The organism is Kitasatospora sp. NBC_00374 (assembly GCF_041434935.1).
In the GTDB taxonomy this organism is placed as follows: Bacteria; Actinomycetota; Actinomycetes; order Streptomycetales; family Streptomycetaceae; genus Kitasatospora.
Genome location: NZ_CP107964.1, coordinates 265,811 through 280,900, shown reverse-complemented (window position 1 = coordinate 280,900; position 15,090 = coordinate 265,811). Strand labels below are relative to the sequence as shown.

The 15,090-nt window shown below is 71.0% G+C and carries 16 protein-coding genes, 1 tRNA gene and 3 pseudogenes; 6 read left to right on the top strand and 14 right to left on the bottom strand.

Going from position 1 to position 15,090, the window contains the following annotated elements:
- Nucleotides 1-83 precede the first annotated feature (83 nt).
- Nucleotides 84-632: a hypothetical protein gene (locus tag OG871_RS01355; protein ID WP_371493660.1), complete on the top strand. Its 549-nt coding sequence runs from the start codon at nt 84-86 to the stop codon at nt 630-632.
- Here the strand turns inward: OG871_RS01355 and OG871_RS01350 are convergent.
- The 4 genes from OG871_RS01350 to OG871_RS01335 all read right to left on the bottom strand — a co-directional run bounded on the left by OG871_RS01350 (nt 550) and on the right by OG871_RS01335 (nt 3,594).
- A complete protein-coding gene (locus tag OG871_RS01350; protein WP_371493659.1) occupies nt 550-1,506 on the bottom strand; it encodes an IS5 family transposase in 957 nt (318 codons plus the stop codon). The two genes, OG871_RS01355 and OG871_RS01350, sit on opposite strands and share 83 nt — an antisense overlap.
- Nucleotides 1,507-1,638: 132 nt before the next feature.
- On the bottom strand, nt 1,639-2,283 hold the full coding sequence (locus tag OG871_RS01345; protein ID WP_371493658.1) for an IS3 family transposase: 645 nt from the start codon (nt 2,281-2,283) through the stop codon (nt 1,639-1,641).
- A 2-nt stretch (nt 2,284-2,285) separates the two neighbouring features.
- Nucleotides 2,286-2,573: a transposase gene (locus OG871_RS01340; RefSeq protein WP_371493657.1), complete on the bottom strand. Its 288-nt coding sequence runs from the start codon at nt 2,571-2,573 to the stop codon at nt 2,286-2,288.
- A gap of 163 nt (nt 2,574-2,736) precedes the next feature.
- On the bottom strand, nt 2,737-3,594 hold the full coding sequence (locus OG871_RS01335) for an alpha/beta fold hydrolase (protein ID WP_371493656.1): 858 nt from the start codon (nt 3,592-3,594) through the stop codon (nt 2,737-2,739).
- A gap of 100 nt (nt 3,595-3,694) precedes the next feature.
- Between OG871_RS01335 and OG871_RS01330 the strand changes: the two genes are divergently transcribed.
- Nucleotides 3,695-4,105: a winged helix-turn-helix transcriptional regulator gene (locus tag OG871_RS01330; protein WP_371493655.1), complete on the top strand. Its 411-nt coding sequence runs from the start codon at nt 3,695-3,697 to the stop codon at nt 4,103-4,105.
- A gap of 354 nt (nt 4,106-4,459) precedes the next feature.
- On the opposite strand, the gene OG871_RS01325 is transcribed toward OG871_RS01330, so the two are convergent.
- From OG871_RS01325 to OG871_RS01305, 5 genes and pseudogenes are all read right to left on the bottom strand, one after another.
- A complete protein-coding gene (locus tag OG871_RS01325) occupies nt 4,460-4,984 on the bottom strand; it encodes a hypothetical protein (protein ID WP_371503189.1) in 525 nt (174 codons plus the stop codon).
- A 114-nt stretch (nt 4,985-5,098) separates the two neighbouring features.
- Nucleotides 5,099-6,217: pseudogene (locus tag OG871_RS01320) on the bottom strand (FAD-dependent monooxygenase); the annotation flags it as partial.
- Nucleotides 6,218-6,583: 366 nt separating this feature from the next.
- Nucleotides 6,584-7,234, bottom strand: a complete 651-nt coding sequence (locus tag OG871_RS01315) for an NADPH-dependent FMN reductase (RefSeq protein WP_371493653.1) — start codon at nt 7,232-7,234, stop codon at nt 6,584-6,586.
- Between the two features lie 296 nt (nt 7,235-7,530).
- Nucleotides 7,531-9,048, bottom strand: coding sequence for an FAD-dependent oxidoreductase (locus OG871_RS01310; RefSeq protein WP_371493652.1), 1,518 nt, complete (start codon nt 9,046-9,048; stop codon nt 7,531-7,533).
- A gap of 55 nt (nt 9,049-9,103) precedes the next feature.
- Nucleotides 9,104-9,802 (bottom strand): TetR/AcrR family transcriptional regulator, encoded by a 699-nt coding sequence (locus OG871_RS01305; RefSeq protein ID WP_371493651.1) that lies wholly within the window; start codon nt 9,800-9,802, stop codon nt 9,104-9,106.
- 151 nt (nt 9,803-9,953) lie between these two features.
- Between OG871_RS01305 and OG871_RS01300 the strand changes: the two are divergent.
- Nucleotides 9,954-10,082, top strand: a pseudogene (locus OG871_RS01300) (FAD-dependent monooxygenase); the annotation flags it as partial.
- A gap of 500 nt (nt 10,083-10,582) precedes the next feature.
- On the opposite strand, the gene OG871_RS01295 reads toward OG871_RS01300, so the two are convergent.
- Nucleotides 10,583-11,056, bottom strand: coding sequence for a hypothetical protein (locus OG871_RS01295; protein ID WP_371503529.1), 474 nt, complete (start codon nt 11,054-11,056; stop codon nt 10,583-10,585).
- A 269-nt stretch (nt 11,057-11,325) separates the two neighbouring features.
- On the bottom strand, nt 11,326-11,505 hold the full coding sequence (locus tag OG871_RS01290; protein ID WP_371493650.1) for a hypothetical protein: 180 nt from the start codon (nt 11,503-11,505) through the stop codon (nt 11,326-11,328).
- Between the two features lie 85 nt (nt 11,506-11,590).
- Here OG871_RS01290 and OG871_RS01285 point away from each other — a divergent pair, with 85 nt between their 5' ends.
- On the top strand, nt 11,591-11,752 hold the full coding sequence (locus OG871_RS01285) for a hypothetical protein (protein ID WP_371493649.1): 162 nt from the start codon (nt 11,591-11,593) through the stop codon (nt 11,750-11,752).
- Nucleotides 11,753-12,195: 443 nt separating this feature from the next.
- Here the strand turns inward: OG871_RS01285 and OG871_RS01280 are convergent, their stop codons facing one another.
- Nucleotides 12,196-12,333, bottom strand: a complete 138-nt coding sequence (locus OG871_RS01280) for a hypothetical protein (RefSeq protein ID WP_371503528.1) — start codon at nt 12,331-12,333, stop codon at nt 12,196-12,198.
- Between OG871_RS01280 and OG871_RS01275 the strand changes: the two genes are divergently transcribed.
- Nucleotides 12,301-13,248, top strand: coding sequence for an AraC family transcriptional regulator ligand-binding domain-containing protein (locus OG871_RS01275; protein WP_371493648.1), 948 nt, complete (start codon nt 12,301-12,303; stop codon nt 13,246-13,248). The two genes, OG871_RS01280 and OG871_RS01275, sit on opposite strands and share 33 nt — an antisense overlap.
- Here the strand turns inward: OG871_RS01275 and OG871_RS01270 are convergent.
- Entirely contained in the window at nt 13,184-13,633 is a 450-nt protein-coding gene (locus OG871_RS01270; protein WP_371493647.1) for a hypothetical protein, read from the bottom strand. The genes OG871_RS01275 and OG871_RS01270 overlap by 65 nt on opposite strands.
- 275 nt (nt 13,634-13,908) lie before the next feature.
- Here OG871_RS01270 and OG871_RS01265 point away from each other — a divergent pair.
- Nucleotides 13,909-14,003: transfer RNA gene (locus OG871_RS01265), tRNA-OTHER, on the top strand.
- Between the two features lie 229 nt (nt 14,004-14,232).
- Here the strand turns inward: OG871_RS01265 and merB are convergent.
- Nucleotides 14,233-14,604, bottom strand: a pseudogene (gene merB, locus OG871_RS01260) (organomercurial lyase); the annotation flags it as partial.
- Between the last annotated feature and the right edge of the window lie 486 nt (nt 14,605-15,090).

Sequence of the window (15,090 nt, the reverse complement as noted above, 5' to 3'; positions counted from 1 at the left end):
CTGTAGCTCGATGACCAGCAGCTTTCGAGTGGTCTCGGTGTCGGGGCGGTCGGCTGCGGGCAACCAGCGGAGGGTTCGTCTGGTTGTGGGAGGATCTGGAGTCCTGGCTGGAGATGTTGCGGGAGGCCGAGGTGCAGGCGGAGGCAGCCCGTCAGCGGCTGGAGCATGCGCGGATCGCCCGCGAGGAGGTGGCGCGCATGTTCGCCGAAGGTGCAGTCCCAGCCCGGGATGGTGACGGGGCGTCACCAGCGCCGACCGTGGTGGAGGAACCCGTGCATATGGCCGGGGCGGTGCCGACGGGGCCGGTGCTGCGGGAGGGCTATGACGCCCGGCCGCCGACCTGGCAGGCGGGGCTGGGGGCCGATGTGTTGTGCGGGGCCTACCGGCAGGTCTTCGAGACGGCCCTGGCCGCGTCGGGGCCGGTGACGGTGCAGGAGCTGACCCGGGCGCTGGGCCGGGACGCGGCGCGGTTGAACGAGGTGGAGAAGGTGCGCCATCGTGCCTATGCGCTGGAGGCGCGCGGCTGGCTCTTGCGCGAGCGGGGCCTGTTCAGGCCGGCCGCGGGTCCAGGCGCTCGGGCCGGAACTCCGGCCAGTGCAGACGCTCTTTCGCCAGCCTCCGCGTCAGGGTGATCAGGCCGGCCCACCACACCATCTGCGTGTGGTGGTCGGGCCGGCGCTCGTGATCGCGGTTCAGACGGCGGGCCCGCGAGAGCCACCCCAGCGTGCGCTCGACCGCCCACCTGCGCGCGAGCACCACGAATCCCCTGGTCCCGTCCGGGCGCTTGACCACCTCGACCCTGACCCCGTGCGCCGCGAACGCGTCCGCCAGCGCCGGGCCCTGGTAGGCGGTGTCCGCCCAGACCAGTTTCAGCAGGCGTCCGGGCTCGGCCATGAACGCGTCGATCAGTTCCGGGGCGGCCACCGAATCGTGCACGTTCGCGGCGGTGACGGTGACCTCCAGCAGCAGGCCGCCCGTGTCGGTCAGGATGTGGCGCTTGCGTCCGTCGCGCCGCTTGTTGCCGTCGATCCCGCGCGTGGCGGTGGGGCAGGTCTCCGAGCCGTCCACCGACTGCGCGTCCATGATTCCCGCGCTCGGCTCGGCCACCCGTCCGTCCCGCTCGCGCTGCAGGCGACGTAGTCGCTGGTAGAGCTCGCGCACATACCCGTAGCGCGACCAGCGGCGAAAGAAGTCGTAGACCTTGCGCGGGGCAGGCAGGTCGACGGGCATCGCCCGCCACTTCGCGCCGTTGTCGACGAGGTAGCGCACTGCGTCGACCATCTCACGGTGGCAATGGGCCTCGGGGCGTCCGCCCCGGCCCTCCAACCAGGCCGGCACCGGCATCGAGGCCTTGACCTGGGCCCATTCCGCATCCGTCATGTCGGACGGGTAGTGCGGCGCACGCCGCCCCGCCGCGATCGCCCCGTACTGGTGAACGAAGCAGTCACACGCCAGAGTGTCCGAAGTGGCATCGACCGGCACAGGGATGGTGAAGTGGTACGGCAACGGGCCTCCTGGGCCGGAGGGTTGGTCTCGACAACCGCACTCCTACCAAGAGGCCCGTTCGTCTACACCCGCCCAGCGGCCAGCATGAACGCTCAAGGCATCCACGACCCACCCCACCGAACACCACCCGGTTCACCACCACGCTCTGAATCCGCCTTCGCTGCCGCGGTCGCTATGAAAGATCACGCCGTCCACCACCCCACCGCGCGTTGCCGCGGCCATCTGCAACGATGCCGCGACCAGGGCGGCGTCGTGGCGGGCGCCCATCGCATGGCCGAGCAGGCGACGTGAGAAAAGATCAAGGACGGTGGCGAGGTAAAGCTCGCCCTCGCCGGTCTCGATCTCGGTCATATCGCCTACCCACAGCACGTTGGGTGAGACAGCGTCAAAGCCGCGACGCACCAGGTCAGGGGCGGCCTTGCGCTTGCCCTGCCGGGTGAGCGAGCGGCGCCGGCGCGGCGGCTTGCGGCCCTGCAGCCCCAGCTCGGCCATGAGCTCGGCGACCGTGTTCACCGACACCTGCCAGCCCTCGGACCACAGGTCCAGCGTGATCCGCGGGGAGCCGTAGGTGTCGCCCGAGCGGCGGAAGAAGTGCGTGATCCGCTCCATCAGCTTCGCCCGCCGGACCTCCCGGTTCGTCGGCGCGGCCGGGCGCCGCCGCCACTTGTAGAACCATGCCTGGGACACGCCGAGCGCCCGGCAGGTGACGGTGTGCGGGATGCCGTACTCGGTCCTCTGGTCGCTGATCACCCCGACGAGCTCCGCCGGGTCCGCCACAGCTACTTCACCCACAGGACCATGCAGCGTTTGAGGACATCACGCTCCATCGCCAACTCTTTGTTGTCCCGCTTCAGTTGAGCGTTCTCCCGGCGAAGTCGCGCCAGCTCCTCACCCTCCCCGGGCCCGGTGCCACCGGCTTGCCGGGCCCGCGAGACCCAGGTCGCCAGGGTCGTCTCGTTGATCCCCAGGTCCCTCGCCACCTCGGCCAGCGTCTTGCCGGTCTCGGCGACGATCCGCACAGCCCCCTCGCGGAACTCCGCGTCGAACTTCCGCCTCTTGTCTGCCATGACTCCCAACTTCCCCTGCAGTCACGGTCTCTACGCTACGAGGGGAAGGACAGGTGGGCCATCCACTCAAGGTGTCGCAGGATGTTCTCCGAGCGGTCCTGGACATCTCACCGCTGGGACGAACGCCCGAACCGCCGACCGCGATCCTTCGGCCCCGCTCCAGTCACTTCGGCAGATCGGCGGATAGGAAGGGAGCAAGGAGCGCGAACAACGCGTCGGGGCGGTCGAGGGGGATGATGTGGCCGCAGTCCTGGAGATGGTGTCCGACCAGGTCATCGGCGATGGGACGGAGTTGGCGTTCGAGCCCGGTGCCGACGGGGTGAGAGCCGACGGCCATGGTGGGCATGGTCAGCCGAGCCGTCGCGACGGCGTCCTGGATCTGCTGCGTGCTGGTGGGCAGGGCCCGGTAGTAGGAGAACGCGCAGCGAAGGGCCTCGCTCCCGGTGTACGCGTGAACGAAGGCCGCACGGATGTCGTCGGGTACTCCTCGCCCGAGCGTCCCCGAGTCGAGGAACCAGTCGATGTACGGGGCCTCGTTGCCGGGCAGGACGGTCTCAGCGAGGCCGGGGACGGCGTGGAAGCCGAACCACCACGGGGCGCCGCCCGCGACGACGTGTTCGGCTCCGGACAGGCGGCCGAGCAGTGCCTCCATCACGACCAGGCGCCGGACGAGGCCGGGCCGGCGCAGCGCGAGCAGGACGGCGGGGGCAGTGCCCGCGTCGATGCCGACCACCGCTGCCGAGGGCTCGCCGAGTGCGTCGAGCAGCCCTTCGGCGTCGGCGGCTAGGGTGCCTGCGTCGTAGCCCTCGACGGCACGTGCACTGGCACCGAAGCCTCGCAGGTCCGGGGCGATGACCCGGTACCGTCCGGCCAGTCGGCCCATGATGCCGCTCCAGAGTTGCCAGGTGTGCGGGAAGCCGTGCAGCAGGAGAACCGCGGGTCCGTCCCCGGCGATCGCGACGTTGAGTTGGACGCCATTCGTCGCGATGCGGCGCAGTTGGTGTGCGGTGGTGACGGGCATGACGGCTCCTCCGACTGGTTACCATTGGTGACCACAGAACGATAGGTAACTGTCCGACCGCTTGCTAGACGGCACTTTCAGGGAAGGTGGTGAGCCACAGGTGACCACCCGAGGAGCCCGGGCCGCCGGTCGTGGGGTACGCGGCGATCTGTTCGATCCCCACTGCCCGACACGGCAGTTGCTGGACCGTATCGGTACGAAGTGGACGTCCATGGCCGTCAAGACGCTCGCCGATGCCGCACCGGACGAGGTGCGCTTCGCAGAGCTGAGACGCCGGATGCCCGGCGTCTCGCAGAAGATGCTGTCCGTGACGCTGCGAAGCCTGACCCGCGACGGGCTGGTGTCGCGTCGGGTCGAACCGACGGTGCCGCCGCGGGTCTTCTACCGACTCACCGCACTCGGGCTGTCCCTGGAAGCCGCGCTTGCGGGGCTGCGGACCTGGGCGGAGGAGCACATGGCCGAGATCGACCATGCCAACGAAGCCATCGACCAGGAGGTCGATGAGGGATAGGCAGGCCGGTTCCGCGCTCAGTACTGGTTGGCTCGGGTACTCGATGTAGCCGGCGTCGCCGCCGGCTACCACGCAGGAGATGGAGGGGGATGTCGTCGGCGCGGTGGCTGGTGACGAAGGAGCTGGTGAAGGAGGGCGGGGGATGGTGTTCGAGGACGGCATCTCCCGGTTCTGCCCTGAGCACTCCAAGATCCTGGGGTCGCCGTCGAGGGCACCTGTCTGCGGCGGCTCTACACACCATGACATACAGTCACTGCTCCGAACCCATCAGGGACTTCGCGAAGCATCACCCCGACGAGCCGAGGTCGGTAACGGGTCAGACCTACCCGGAGGAGCCACGTCACATCCTCGCTCTCAGATGGCGTGGCCATGGGCCGCGGCGATGGCGCCGTCCAACAGCGCATCGGCTTCGGTGTCGTCGACGGCGCGCATCGCGACGTGCCCGTCGGGGCGGATGAGGATCGCTCCGGTGTCGCTGATCTCGCACAGGGCGTGCCAGTCGCGGTCGCAGACCAGGTCGGATCCGACGACGTAGGCGGCTATCCCAAGCATGGCGCGGCGCGCTGCCGCGGGCCAGGCCGTACCGTTCCGGCCGGTGAGGAGGAGGAACCGGCCTGGTTCGATCAGACGGTGTGTGGTGGTCCGCGTTCCGTTGTGCTCGAACCACGCGTGCGGGGCACGATCGCCGGGTCGTGCGCCGGGTGCATGGCCGAGGCCCAGTGGGTCGCGCTCCTTCGCGGGTGTGCCGTCCGCAAGGGTCGCACCGTCTTCGTAGCTGTGGCCGAGTTCGATGTCATGGTGCTGCCACTCGGGGCGCAGGGTGTACAGAAGTTCCCGCAGCCGGGCGCGGCGCGTTGCACCGTCCGCTCCGTCGGCCATCACCGCCTGGAACGTGGCGAGGTTCTGCGCGGGCGGGGCGCCGGCGACGATGCCCCAGGCGGCCTGGGTGGTCGTCAGGTGGTTGAGGGCGCTCAACATGGCCCATTCGATGTTGCGGACGGCCACTGGACGTCGTTCGCGCTCGTAGCTGTCCAGCAGGGCCTCGGCTGCGGCGTCCTGGAGCACGGCGGCGAGTTTCCAGGCGAGGTTGTGGGCGTCGGCGATCCCGGTGTTCAGCCCGAGCCCGCCGGTCGGGGGAAAGCGGTGAGCCGCATCCCCGACCAGGAACACCGGTCCGGTGCGGTATCGGTCGGCCAGAACGCTCTCGATCGTCCATCCACCGGATCCGAGCATCTCCACGTCGAGCTCGGGAAGGCCCAGGACCTCGCGGATCGTTGCGATCGCCGTGGCGTGGTCGATGTCGGCGGCCGTCGATGCGTCGTCGGCCGGGCCGATGACGTTGAGTACCCACTCCTCGCAGTGCCGGTTTCAGTTGGTCGGCCCCATCGCCACCAGCGCGACCTCCAGCATTGTCCCGTCGTCGGTGACGCGATTGATCAGGCGGATCCATGAGTCGTCGTCCTTGCGCAGCGCGTGCGACAGGTCGGCGGCGAAGTGGAGGGCGACCGCGCGTCCGAGTGGGGGAAGTCCGGACATGGCGATGCCGGCCGCGGCGGCCACCGTGCGGCCGCCGTCGGCCGCGAGCGCGTAGCGGGCGCGGATCTCGCTCTCGCCCGCGGCGGAGCGGACGACGGCGGTGACACCGTCCGTGTCGTGGGTGAGAGAGATGACCTCGTGCTGGAAACGTACGTTCCCGGGGTTCTTCTTCTCCGCGGCCCGGCGTAGCCGCGGCTCAAGATGCTTTTGCGGCAGGTTCCCGCTGATGTGTGCGCTGTCGCGGGCGTATGCGTGCGCCAGCGCGCCGCTGCCGAAGCCGTCCTGGCGCATCACCATCTCCCCCTCGGGGGCGAGGGTCGTGTACCAGGCGAGGCCGCCGGCCTGGCTGGCCCCGGCTTCGTAGATCTCCTCGGCCATGCCGACCGAGTCGAGGATCTCCATGCTGCGCGAGTTGAGGTAGTGGGCCTTGGGCAGGCGCGAGGTGCCGTCGCGGCGTTCCACAACGACGTGGGCGATGCCGAGGTCGGACAGCAGCAGGGAGCTGACGAGTCCGACCGGTCCGCCGCCGATGACGAGGACGTCGGTCTCGTGGGCTTGCTGGGGGGTGTCGTGCATCGTGTGTCCTTGGGTATGTGGGACGGTCCGGGAGGACCGGATGTGGCTGATCGGGTGTTGCTCTTGATGACTCGGAGGGAATGGCCGCCCGGTCCTCCGGGACGCTCCGACCACTGCTCCGGAGATTCCCCGTCGAGGCTGGTCAGCGCCGGTCGGGTGGCCGCTGCCGGTGAAGGTCGACCCTGGTATCGCGACGGTCCCCGTCCGTGTGGCAAGTACCCGCGCCAGCACGGTACTTCGTGCTGGTCTTGTCGGCCGGACCGGTCACCCCGATCACGGTGGTGCGCCTTCCGCGCACGGCTCGGGCCAGGCCCCCAGAGCCTTCTACACGTCCGGGGTTTCACCGGCACCGCGCTTCGCGACGACTCAACGCCTGCGGGATTCCGCGTCGAGCATCGCGGCACGCAGCCGGGCCCGGCCCGGCGGCAGCTCGCCGGCCGCACGGGCCTGCTCCAGTGCGGCCGACCACCAGGCCAGGTCGTCGAGTGCGACAGCGAGTCCCGCGCTCGTCAGTGGGCTGGTGGGTCGGCCCGCGTCATCGAACGCGTCGTCGACGAACGGGATCACGACCGTGTTGCGAAGCGGCACGGCCTCCGCCTCCACCATGATCTGGGCGAGGTGCTCGATCGCCCGGGTACCGCCGCCGATGCCGGCGCTGTAGCCGACGACGGCGACCGGCTTGTTGCGGAACGCGTTGGATACCCAGACCGAGTCGATGGCGTTCTTCAGGACGCCCGGGACGCTGTGGTTGTACTCGCCCGTCACGACGACGCAGGCATCCGCGTCCTTGATCTTCGCGTTCCACGCCTTCACGACCGGCTCGGAGTACGTCGGGTCGTGGATGTCGCCGATGGTGCCGAAGTGCTCGGAGAAGAACGGCAGCGGCCAGTCCCGCAGGTCCAGCACCTCGACCTCGAAGCGTTCGTGGGCGGCGGCGACGGATGCCACCCATGGTGCCACCCTGTCGGCCGCCCTGGTCGGGCGCGTGGTCCCCACGATGATCTTCAGCTTGGACATGTGCACCTCTGCGCCGCGATCGACAGATCGTGCGCTCGTAGCCAATGGACGGTGAACATCGATCATTCGGGGTCGTCGCCAACGGACGTCCTCGCGTCCCGGTCGACCGCCGACGGGACGTCACCGAGCTCTCCCAGGGCGACGGGACGGTGCGGGAGGCGGTTGGGGCGGGATTCGCTTCTTCCCCGGCTCAGCCCCCGACGAGCGCGCGACCCCCGACGAACGGCGGTCGCACGGTCGCGTCGACCACCCCGGTCACCACGGAAGGAGTCCGCCCCGTGCCGGCGCCTCAGGACCTAGCTGCGCGGGTCGCCCAGCCAGCGGGTCGCGGCTCGCTGGAATGCTTCGGGGTCGGCGTGGTGGTCGGCCCACGCCACGGTGCCGTCCGGTCGGATGAACACGGCGGCGAGTCCGAGGTCGTTGTGTACCGGTCCGGCCGCGTAGCGGACCCGGCCGTGCCAGCCCTCGGCCGCGGTCTGGAGCGCGCGGTCGAGGGTGAAGTCGAGGAGCACGCCCTGGCCTCGGCGCAGCAGTTCGCCGAGGCGCGTGCCGCCGGTGAAGCGGAAGTCGGGGGCGCTGCGGCCGACGATCGGCTGTTCGCTGCCAAGGTCGTAGCGGTTGAACAGCCCCGAGGTCTGCCGGTACACGTGGGTGACGCCGTCGGGGGTGCTCACCAGGTCGAGGATGAGCTTGCGCAGGGCGGGTGCGTTGGGGCCCGGCTTCATGGTGGCGACCTGGGCGCGGGACCAGTCGAGGACGGCGGCCCCGACGGGGTGGCGCTCGTCGGTGTAGGTGTCGAGCAGGCCGGCGGGTGCGGTGCCGTGGACGGTGGCGGCGAGCTTCCAGCCGAGGTTGACGGCGTCGCCGATGCCGAGGTTGAGACCCGGGCCGCCGAGGGGCGAGTGGATGTGCGCGGCGTCACCGGCGAGCAGGACGCGGCCCATCCGGTAGCTGCTGACCTGCATCGCGCGGTCGGTGAAGCTGGAGGCCAGTTCGACGCCGGTCAGCGTCACGTCGGTGTCGGAGATGCGGCGCAGGACCGCCTGAAGGTGCTCGCGGGTCAGTGGCTGGGAACGGTCGAAGGCGCCGTCGTCGAAGTCGTTCATGCCCAGGTACCCCCAGGGCGTACGCAGGTACATCCCGTTCGGCGTCAGGTTGAAGCCGAACGACAGCTGCTTGGGGTCGGCGAAGGTGACCTTGGCGACGTACCCGGTGAACTGCGGGTCGGTGCCGACGAAGTCGAAGCCGACGAGTTCACGCACGGCGCTGCGCCCGCCGTCGCAGCCCACCAGCCAGCGTCCCCGGTACTCCTGCCCGCCGGCGGTGGTGGTGACGCCGTCGTCGTCCTGCGCCACGGCGGTGACCGGAACGCCCCGGATGACTTCCACTCCGAGTGTGGCGGCCCGCTCGGCCAGCACCGTGGAGACGGCTTCCAGGCTCGTCATGAACCCTTCCATCGCCGGGCTGGGCAGCCTGAACGGCAGTGCGGACGCGTCGATGCCGCCCGCGTCCAGGCCCATGCCCGCGAAGTGGGACACGTCGCGGGGAACGGGTGCCTCGACTGCGTCGGGGTGCGCGCCGACCTCCTTCGCGTCGGCGCCGGAGGCGTCCAGCATCGCGTCCAACAGGCCGCGGCGGTGGAACGTCTCGGCCGAGCCGGCGTTCAGACCCCGCATCCCGAGCGGGAGCGTATTCAGGGGCGAGGAGAGTCCCTGGTCCCGCTCAAGGACCAGGACCGAGCAGCCGGCCAGGGCCAGTTCACCAGCCAGGAACAGGCCGACAGGGCCGCCGCCCGCGACTATGACGTCATGCATGAGAGGTTTCCCTTCAAGGAATGATCGATCGGCGGACCCGGCCGGATACGGAGGGTCAACGCAGGTGGGTGAGGCCGTCGAGAACGACGGCGATGCCGGTGAGGAACTGCTCGCGGTCGTCGTGCTCCCTGATCTGGCCGACGATGGCGTGCATGAACGGGTAGGTCTCGGCATCGAGGTCCTGCCACGCCTGCGAGGTCGCTTCGAGGAACTCCTCGCGGTCCGCCTCGGGGTCGACGCCCGAGGCGGCGTCCTCGATGCGGGCGTTCTGGCTGACCGCGCCGAGGATGTAGTGGACGAGCGTCGAGGCCGCGGAGAACCAGCGGGCCTGCGGGACGCCCAGGGCGCCGACCTGCTGGCCGAGCCTTTCGAAGATTCCCACCGTCACCGGGCCGACGGGGTTGCGGATGATCTGGAGGGTCAGCCGTGTGGCGAGCCAGTGGTGCTCGGCGATGGCGTCGAACAGGGCCAGGGCGACCGCGCGGATCTCGTCCTCGGGTGTCGCCTCGGCCCCGCCGGGCCGGGCGGCCAGGGCGGCGGTGATGACGGTTTCCGTCGCCGTGTCCATAAGCTCGTCCCGGTTGCCGACGTGGTAGTAGATCGCCCCTGACCCGGTGGTCAGGCGATCGGTCATCGCCCGGACGGTCAGGGCCCCCTCGCCACCGGTGTCGAGAAGGTCGATCGCGGTGGCGATGATCTGCTCCCGGGATAGCACCTGGTTACGCCGTTGAGTCTGGCGTGCTCGTGTTGGCATGCCCCAAAGATGACACATTTGGAGCGACGAGCCAAATTGGATCGCCCGACCAAATTGGAGCGTTGCACCATCTGAGTCTATGGTTCTACTTTGGAGCGGTGCGCCAAATGGGTCGGCGGAGCACGCCGCCCCCGCTCACGAAGGAGGCACGATGCACCCCGTGGCCATCATCGGCGCCGGGCTCGGCGGACTCGCACTGGCCCGGGTCCTGCATCTGAACGACATCCCCCCTGTTGTCTGCGAGGCGGAAGCCTCACCCGCGGCGCGGGCCCAAGGCGGCACGACATCCGCTCGCCGGCCCGGAGAAGGCGGCCGAGCGGGCGGGGAAGGACCGGAGGAGCAAGACGGGCAGGATGCCGCAGAAGACCCGGAACGGGACGAGCGGCGAGGTGTCCGACATCGACGCAAGCTCCGTCTGAAGGCCCCCTGCTCCGGCGCTCCAGGGGCGGGCAGACCGGCAGGTCCACGTCGCCGGCGAGCGAAAGGCCGCCCGCTGGCGGCCGTCCTGACCGAGGGGCAGGCCGCCGACAGCCCGCAGTTCATCCCCGTGCTGAAGAAGCCGGCCCTGGCGCCACGAACCGACCGCGGCGTTCAGCCGCCTGGCGGCACTGCCCGGACCGGCAACCTGACAGGCGAATCCGCCCCTGACCGCCACGCCCCGAGGACCCGGGGGCACCCGGCCGCGCCGGGTCCTCGGCACGCCCACCGCCTGACGGCGGCCCCGCAACCTCCGTGGCAAGGGCCGTCCCAGATCAGCCGACGCGGACCGAAACGCGGAGGTCAGCCGACGTTCAGCGTGAAGTACCTGACGGTGAGCGTGTCCGACTGCGAGCCGGGGTGCAGGTCGATTCGCTCCACGAATGCGCCTCCGAAGTTGTACCGCTTGATGATGTGGCCGGAGGAGTCGGGAACTCCGACGGTGATGTTCTTGAGGCGCCCCTCGCGTCCCGCCATCGCGTCGTCGATCCACCGGTCGACCGCAGGGCTGTGGAATTCGGTACGCACCAGCGTCACCCGGTGGTCCGCGGGATCCAGCCCGCTGACCTCGCGCAGGAACTCGACGGAGGTTCCGTCCATCTGCAGGATGAAGATGTCAGTCGCGGAGACGTCGTGCGGGTTGATTCCGCCGCTCAGGGCCGGGCCGGCGGGCATGGCTGTGGCGGGGGTGGCCGCCACCCCGGTCGCGGCCAGGAGAACGGCGCTGATGACGCCAATCCCACGAACCGCCCAGCGTCCGCCGAGAACCTTGCTCATATCGATCTCCTTCCGAAGGGCATGTGCCATTGTCATGTTCACATCCAGAGTCGAGAGAGTGAAGAGCCGAAACCGGCCAGCTCGCCCCACAGTTCCAGCCAGAGTCACCCATCCGACACTTCGATGCCGCTGCGTCATGGCGTAGGGCGGACTGCGCCTGGGTGTCAGCCCCGGGCACGTGAAGTGCGAGGGCGGCACGTCGAGCGCCCGGATCGCCGGGCTCATCGCGACGTCGCCAACCCGCCCCGGCCCGGCAGGGGGTTGGCCGCTCAGATGATGGTGGTGCGCCGGTAGAGCCGGCTGCGGTCGTCGCGGTACCAGCAGGTGCCGTCGGCGTCGGCGAATTGGACCTCCAGCGGGACGCGGGACTGCGGCGCGAACTGGCCGAGATCAGCGATCTCGACCTCGACCTGCTCTCCGGGCACCACCAGGCCGACGGCCACGATCATCAGCGGCTCCTCGCCTTCCAGCAGGGATGGCGTGGGGGGCCGGGACGCAGAGCGTGGCGCTGTGAACCGGCCTGGACCCGGAGGTGTGGACGACGGCCGTGTGGAAGTGGTGGTCGCCGAACTCGCCGAACTCGCCGAACGCCTCGGCCGCGGTCGGAAGCACCGCGCCCTTCGCCAGCGCCTTCCGCAGGCCGGTGCACCAGGCGTCCAGCGCCTGGACCGTCTTCCCGTAGCCGACGGCTCGTGACGGACCGTCCAGCAGCTCGCCCGGCCCTGCACCGTCCTCCTAGGGTGCGCCGTTGCGAGCCCGAGATCAGCTCCAGGTGCCACTGCGGAGGCGTCAGGTCCTTGACGTGCAAAGGGAATTCGTGCAGAAGCGGCCGGCGCCCGGCCGACTCGATCTCGTCGGCGGTGAACAGGTCCTGGAACCACGGCAGGCACACGGGCGTACTCGACGCTCGAATCCAGCCGTTCCATGTGCCACAGCCTCGTGAAGCCGTCGGTGACGACCTGCTTCGCCAGCAGCTGCTTCGTGGCACCGACCGCCCCGGACTTGGAAATCAGTAAACAACCGGATGTGGAAGCGCAGAGCGTCGTCGCGGACCTGAAGCCCGGTGGCGGCTACCGGGGGCCGTCGGCCCGCACGCGGGCGCAGTGGCCGACTTGTCCGGGCGGGAGTCTCGTCGCCTGTCACAGCCACACGAGTCCGTGAGTCCGCTGTTCCTGCGGCCGTCCGGCCAGGGCGCGGGCCATGGCCGCGTCCAGCGCGTCGCGGGTGTTGATGAGGTCTGTGATTTGGGACGAGAGCTTCTCGCGTTCCTGAGCCATCCGCTCCACCGCAGCCTGGGAGTATTCGAGACTCGGCGAGTCGACACAGGGCAATTCGGCGCGTCGGGGGATCCCGCGGCCGGGCTGCTGGTGGGGGCGGACCTGCGGCCGGCGGCCCTGGACGTCCTGGGCCATGTCGTGCTCGGCTGCGCCACGCTGGGTGAGGCCGCCGAGGCCGCGGTCCGCTACCACCGGCTGGTGAGCGAGGCCGGCGAGATCGAGCTGGTGCGCGGCAGGACCCTGTCGCGGGTGGTGTACCGACCCACCGTCGCGCCCGGCGCCATGCGCCCGCAGCAGGTGGAGGCCGTGGTGGTGGGGATGGTGAGCGCCGCGCGCTGGCTGGCCGGGCCGGCCTGGACGCCCGCCGGGGTCACCTTCACCCATCCGTGCGGGAGCGAGCGGCTGGGCTACGAGCGGGTGCTGGGCTGTCCCGTGGCGTTCGGGGCGGCGGACAACGCGCTGACCGTGCCGACGGCCGAGCTGGAACTGCGCCGGGCGGTGGTGGACCAGGGCCTGGCGTCGCTGCAACGCGCCTACGCGGACCGGCTGCTGGCGGACCTGACCGGGCCGGACGCCGTCCCGCAGCGGCTGCGGCGGTGGCTGGCCGGTGTGCCGCTGGAGGGGGTGGGGTTCGCCGACGCCCAGGCCACCTCGCGGATGGGCGGGCGGGCGCTGCGGCGGGTGCTGCGCGAACACGGCACCTCCTGGCGGGTGCTGCTGGACGAGGCCCGGCACACCCGGGCCAGGCTCCTCCTGGAGACCACGGACCTGACCACCGACCGGGTCGCCCGCGCGGTGGGGCTGAGCGGGGCGGCGGCGCTGGGGCACGCCTTCGTCCGGTGGCAGGGCGTCAGCCCCGGTGCGTACCGCCGTACCCGGCGCGCGGGCGCGGCGGGCGCGGCCCCGGCTTCCTGACGCCGCAGGCGGGGCCCGCTCGCAGGTCGGGCGACGCGCCGGTGGACGGTGCTCCAGCCGAACGGTTGATCCTGGCCGTGCTCGCGGTGTCGCCCGGCTCGCAGACACCGCTGCCCGCCGCGGTCCCGGCGTCGTGGCTGCCCGGCATGGCGACCCGGTCGAGCGGCCGGTCCCCGATCGTTCCCTGCAACTGCTCCATCCAGGAATCCAGTTGGATGTCCTGCGCTGCGGATGCGGCCCCGGCCGGTACCGAGAGCGCAGCGGAACCGGTGATCCCGGTGCTCTGCGCGGGCACCGCCCCGACACCCGACAGGCCGACGGCCACGACGCCGACCCCCGGCCGGCAGCGGAGCCGGGTGACCTTCCCACGCGCCGTGACGGCCATGCACATCCTCCTGAGGTGCTGTCGGCGGCCCGGTGCCGCACCGTGCCGGGACTCGGTTGCCGCCCGACCACCGGAGACGGGCGGATCCCGCAGGAGCCCGCACAGAAGGTAGGCCGTGGCGCGACGGCCGTCATGATGCGGGCGGCCGACTCCTCGACCCCGAGGGCCCGCGGGAGCCGAGGCGGCCGGGTCAGGATCGGGTCAGCGTCCGGTCAGGCCGGTACGGCAGGCTGAGGGGACACCAAGGGAGCCCCGGAGGCGGGCTCCCAGGACTGGGAGAGGTGCCCGGAGCGGTTCATCGGGTGCCTGGCCGGCAATGGCCGAGCAGGGTCCGCGAGGGCCCGCGCAGGTTCGAATCCTGCCCTCTCCGCCGCACCGGCCCGGCCGCTGCCCACGGCGGTCCGGCTCGCGCGGGCGGGGCTCCGCCGGCCTCCGATCCCGGCCCGGTGGGCCGCCCTACGGGAGGCGGCCGGTGCCGGTCCCTCGGTCGGGCAGCCCCAGAAGGATCCGTGCAGGCCGATCTGCGTGAAGTAGGCGCCTGCCGCGGCGGGGTCACGGCGGGTGTAGCCCGCGTCCAGGCGGCCGGTGTACCAGTCGGAGGCGAAGTGCCACAGGGTGGCCAGGTCCATCACGTAGCCGCGCTCCTGGCCGGTGCGGCGCAGCCAGCTGCCGACGCAGTCGGTGGAGCAGAACAGGCGCTGGTTGCCGCAGGTGCGGACCACGTCGTCCCAGACCCGGTGCATGGGGACGAGGAAGTGCGCCACCTGGTCGCCGGGCGGAGGCGCCTGCCGGCCGACCACCCAGGCGTGCGGGGTGTCGCAGGCCGGACAGCGGGTGGCGACCAGGACGTCGGTCTCGTCCCGCAGGAGGTGGGGCATGGCGAACGAGTCCCAGGCGCAGCCTCCCCACCACAGCGTGCGGGCCCCCATGACGGAGAAGCCGAGCGGCACGGACGCGAACGGATGGGCCATCACGATCCGATCGCCGTCCCGCGGGTCCAGTACCAGGTCATGGCTGTTGTGCAGCGCGCGGAGCTCCCGGCGTACCCCGTCCGGGGTGAGGGCATTGAGCGCGGCGAGTTCCGGCACACCCGGGGCGCGGCCGGTCCGTGCGAATCCGCGGTAGACGGCCAGGCGCACCCGTTCCGTCGCGGGCAGCGGGTCCGAGGCCTCGGGGCGGGTTCCGGTCATCCTTCTCGCTCCTGCGTCGGCGGGGGCGACCTGGCCCGGTCGCCCGTACCAGGATCGACCACACCTGTACCGGGCGGCGCCCGAACACCCCCCTGCCGAACGGTCGATCGCCGACGGGTGGCTCGGGGGCGGGTGTCACCGTCGTCGCCGAGGTCCGGCAGGTCGGCGGACAGCAGGTGCTCGGCGCCGCCTTCGGGCCGACCAGCTCGGCGATCTCGGCGTGCAGGTTCTCGACGTCGGGGAACGGGCCTCCAGGAAGTCCACGGT

Coding starts and splice junctions, on each gene's coding strand:
- OG871_RS01325 (WP_371503189.1), bottom strand. CDS start 4,984: ATGGCCGACGGAGCGGACGGTGCAACGCGCCGCGCCCGGCTGCGGGAA.
- OG871_RS01305 (WP_371493651.1), bottom strand. CDS start 9,802: ATGCCAACACGAGCACGCCAGACTCAACGGCGTAACCAGGTGCTATCC.
- OG871_RS01290 (WP_371493650.1), bottom strand. CDS start 11,505: ATGATCGTGGCCGTCGGCCTGGTGGTGCCCGGAGAGCAGGTCGAGGTC.
- OG871_RS01295 (WP_371503529.1), bottom strand. CDS start 11,056: ATGAGCAAGGTTCTCGGCGGACGCTGGGCGGTTCGTGGGATTGGCGTC.
- OG871_RS01315 (WP_371493653.1), bottom strand. CDS start 7,234: ATGTCCAAGCTGAAGATCATCGTGGGGACCACGCGCCCGACCAGGGCG.
- OG871_RS01340 (WP_371493657.1), bottom strand. CDS start 2,573: ATGGCAGACAAGAGGCGGAAGTTCGACGCGGAGTTCCGCGAGGGGGCT.
- OG871_RS01280 (WP_371503528.1), bottom strand. CDS start 12,333: ATGGCTCAGGAACGCGAGAAGCTCTCGTCCCAAATCACAGACCTCATC.
- OG871_RS01310 (WP_371493652.1), bottom strand. CDS start 9,048: ATGCATGACGTCATAGTCGCGGGCGGCGGCCCTGTCGGCCTGTTCCTG.
- OG871_RS01270 (WP_371493647.1), bottom strand. CDS start 13,633: ATGGCCGTCACGGCGCGTGGGAAGGTCACCCGGCTCCGCTGCCGGCCG.
- OG871_RS01335 (WP_371493656.1), bottom strand. CDS start 3,594: ATGCCCGTCACCACCGCACACCAACTGCGCCGCATCGCGACGAATGGC.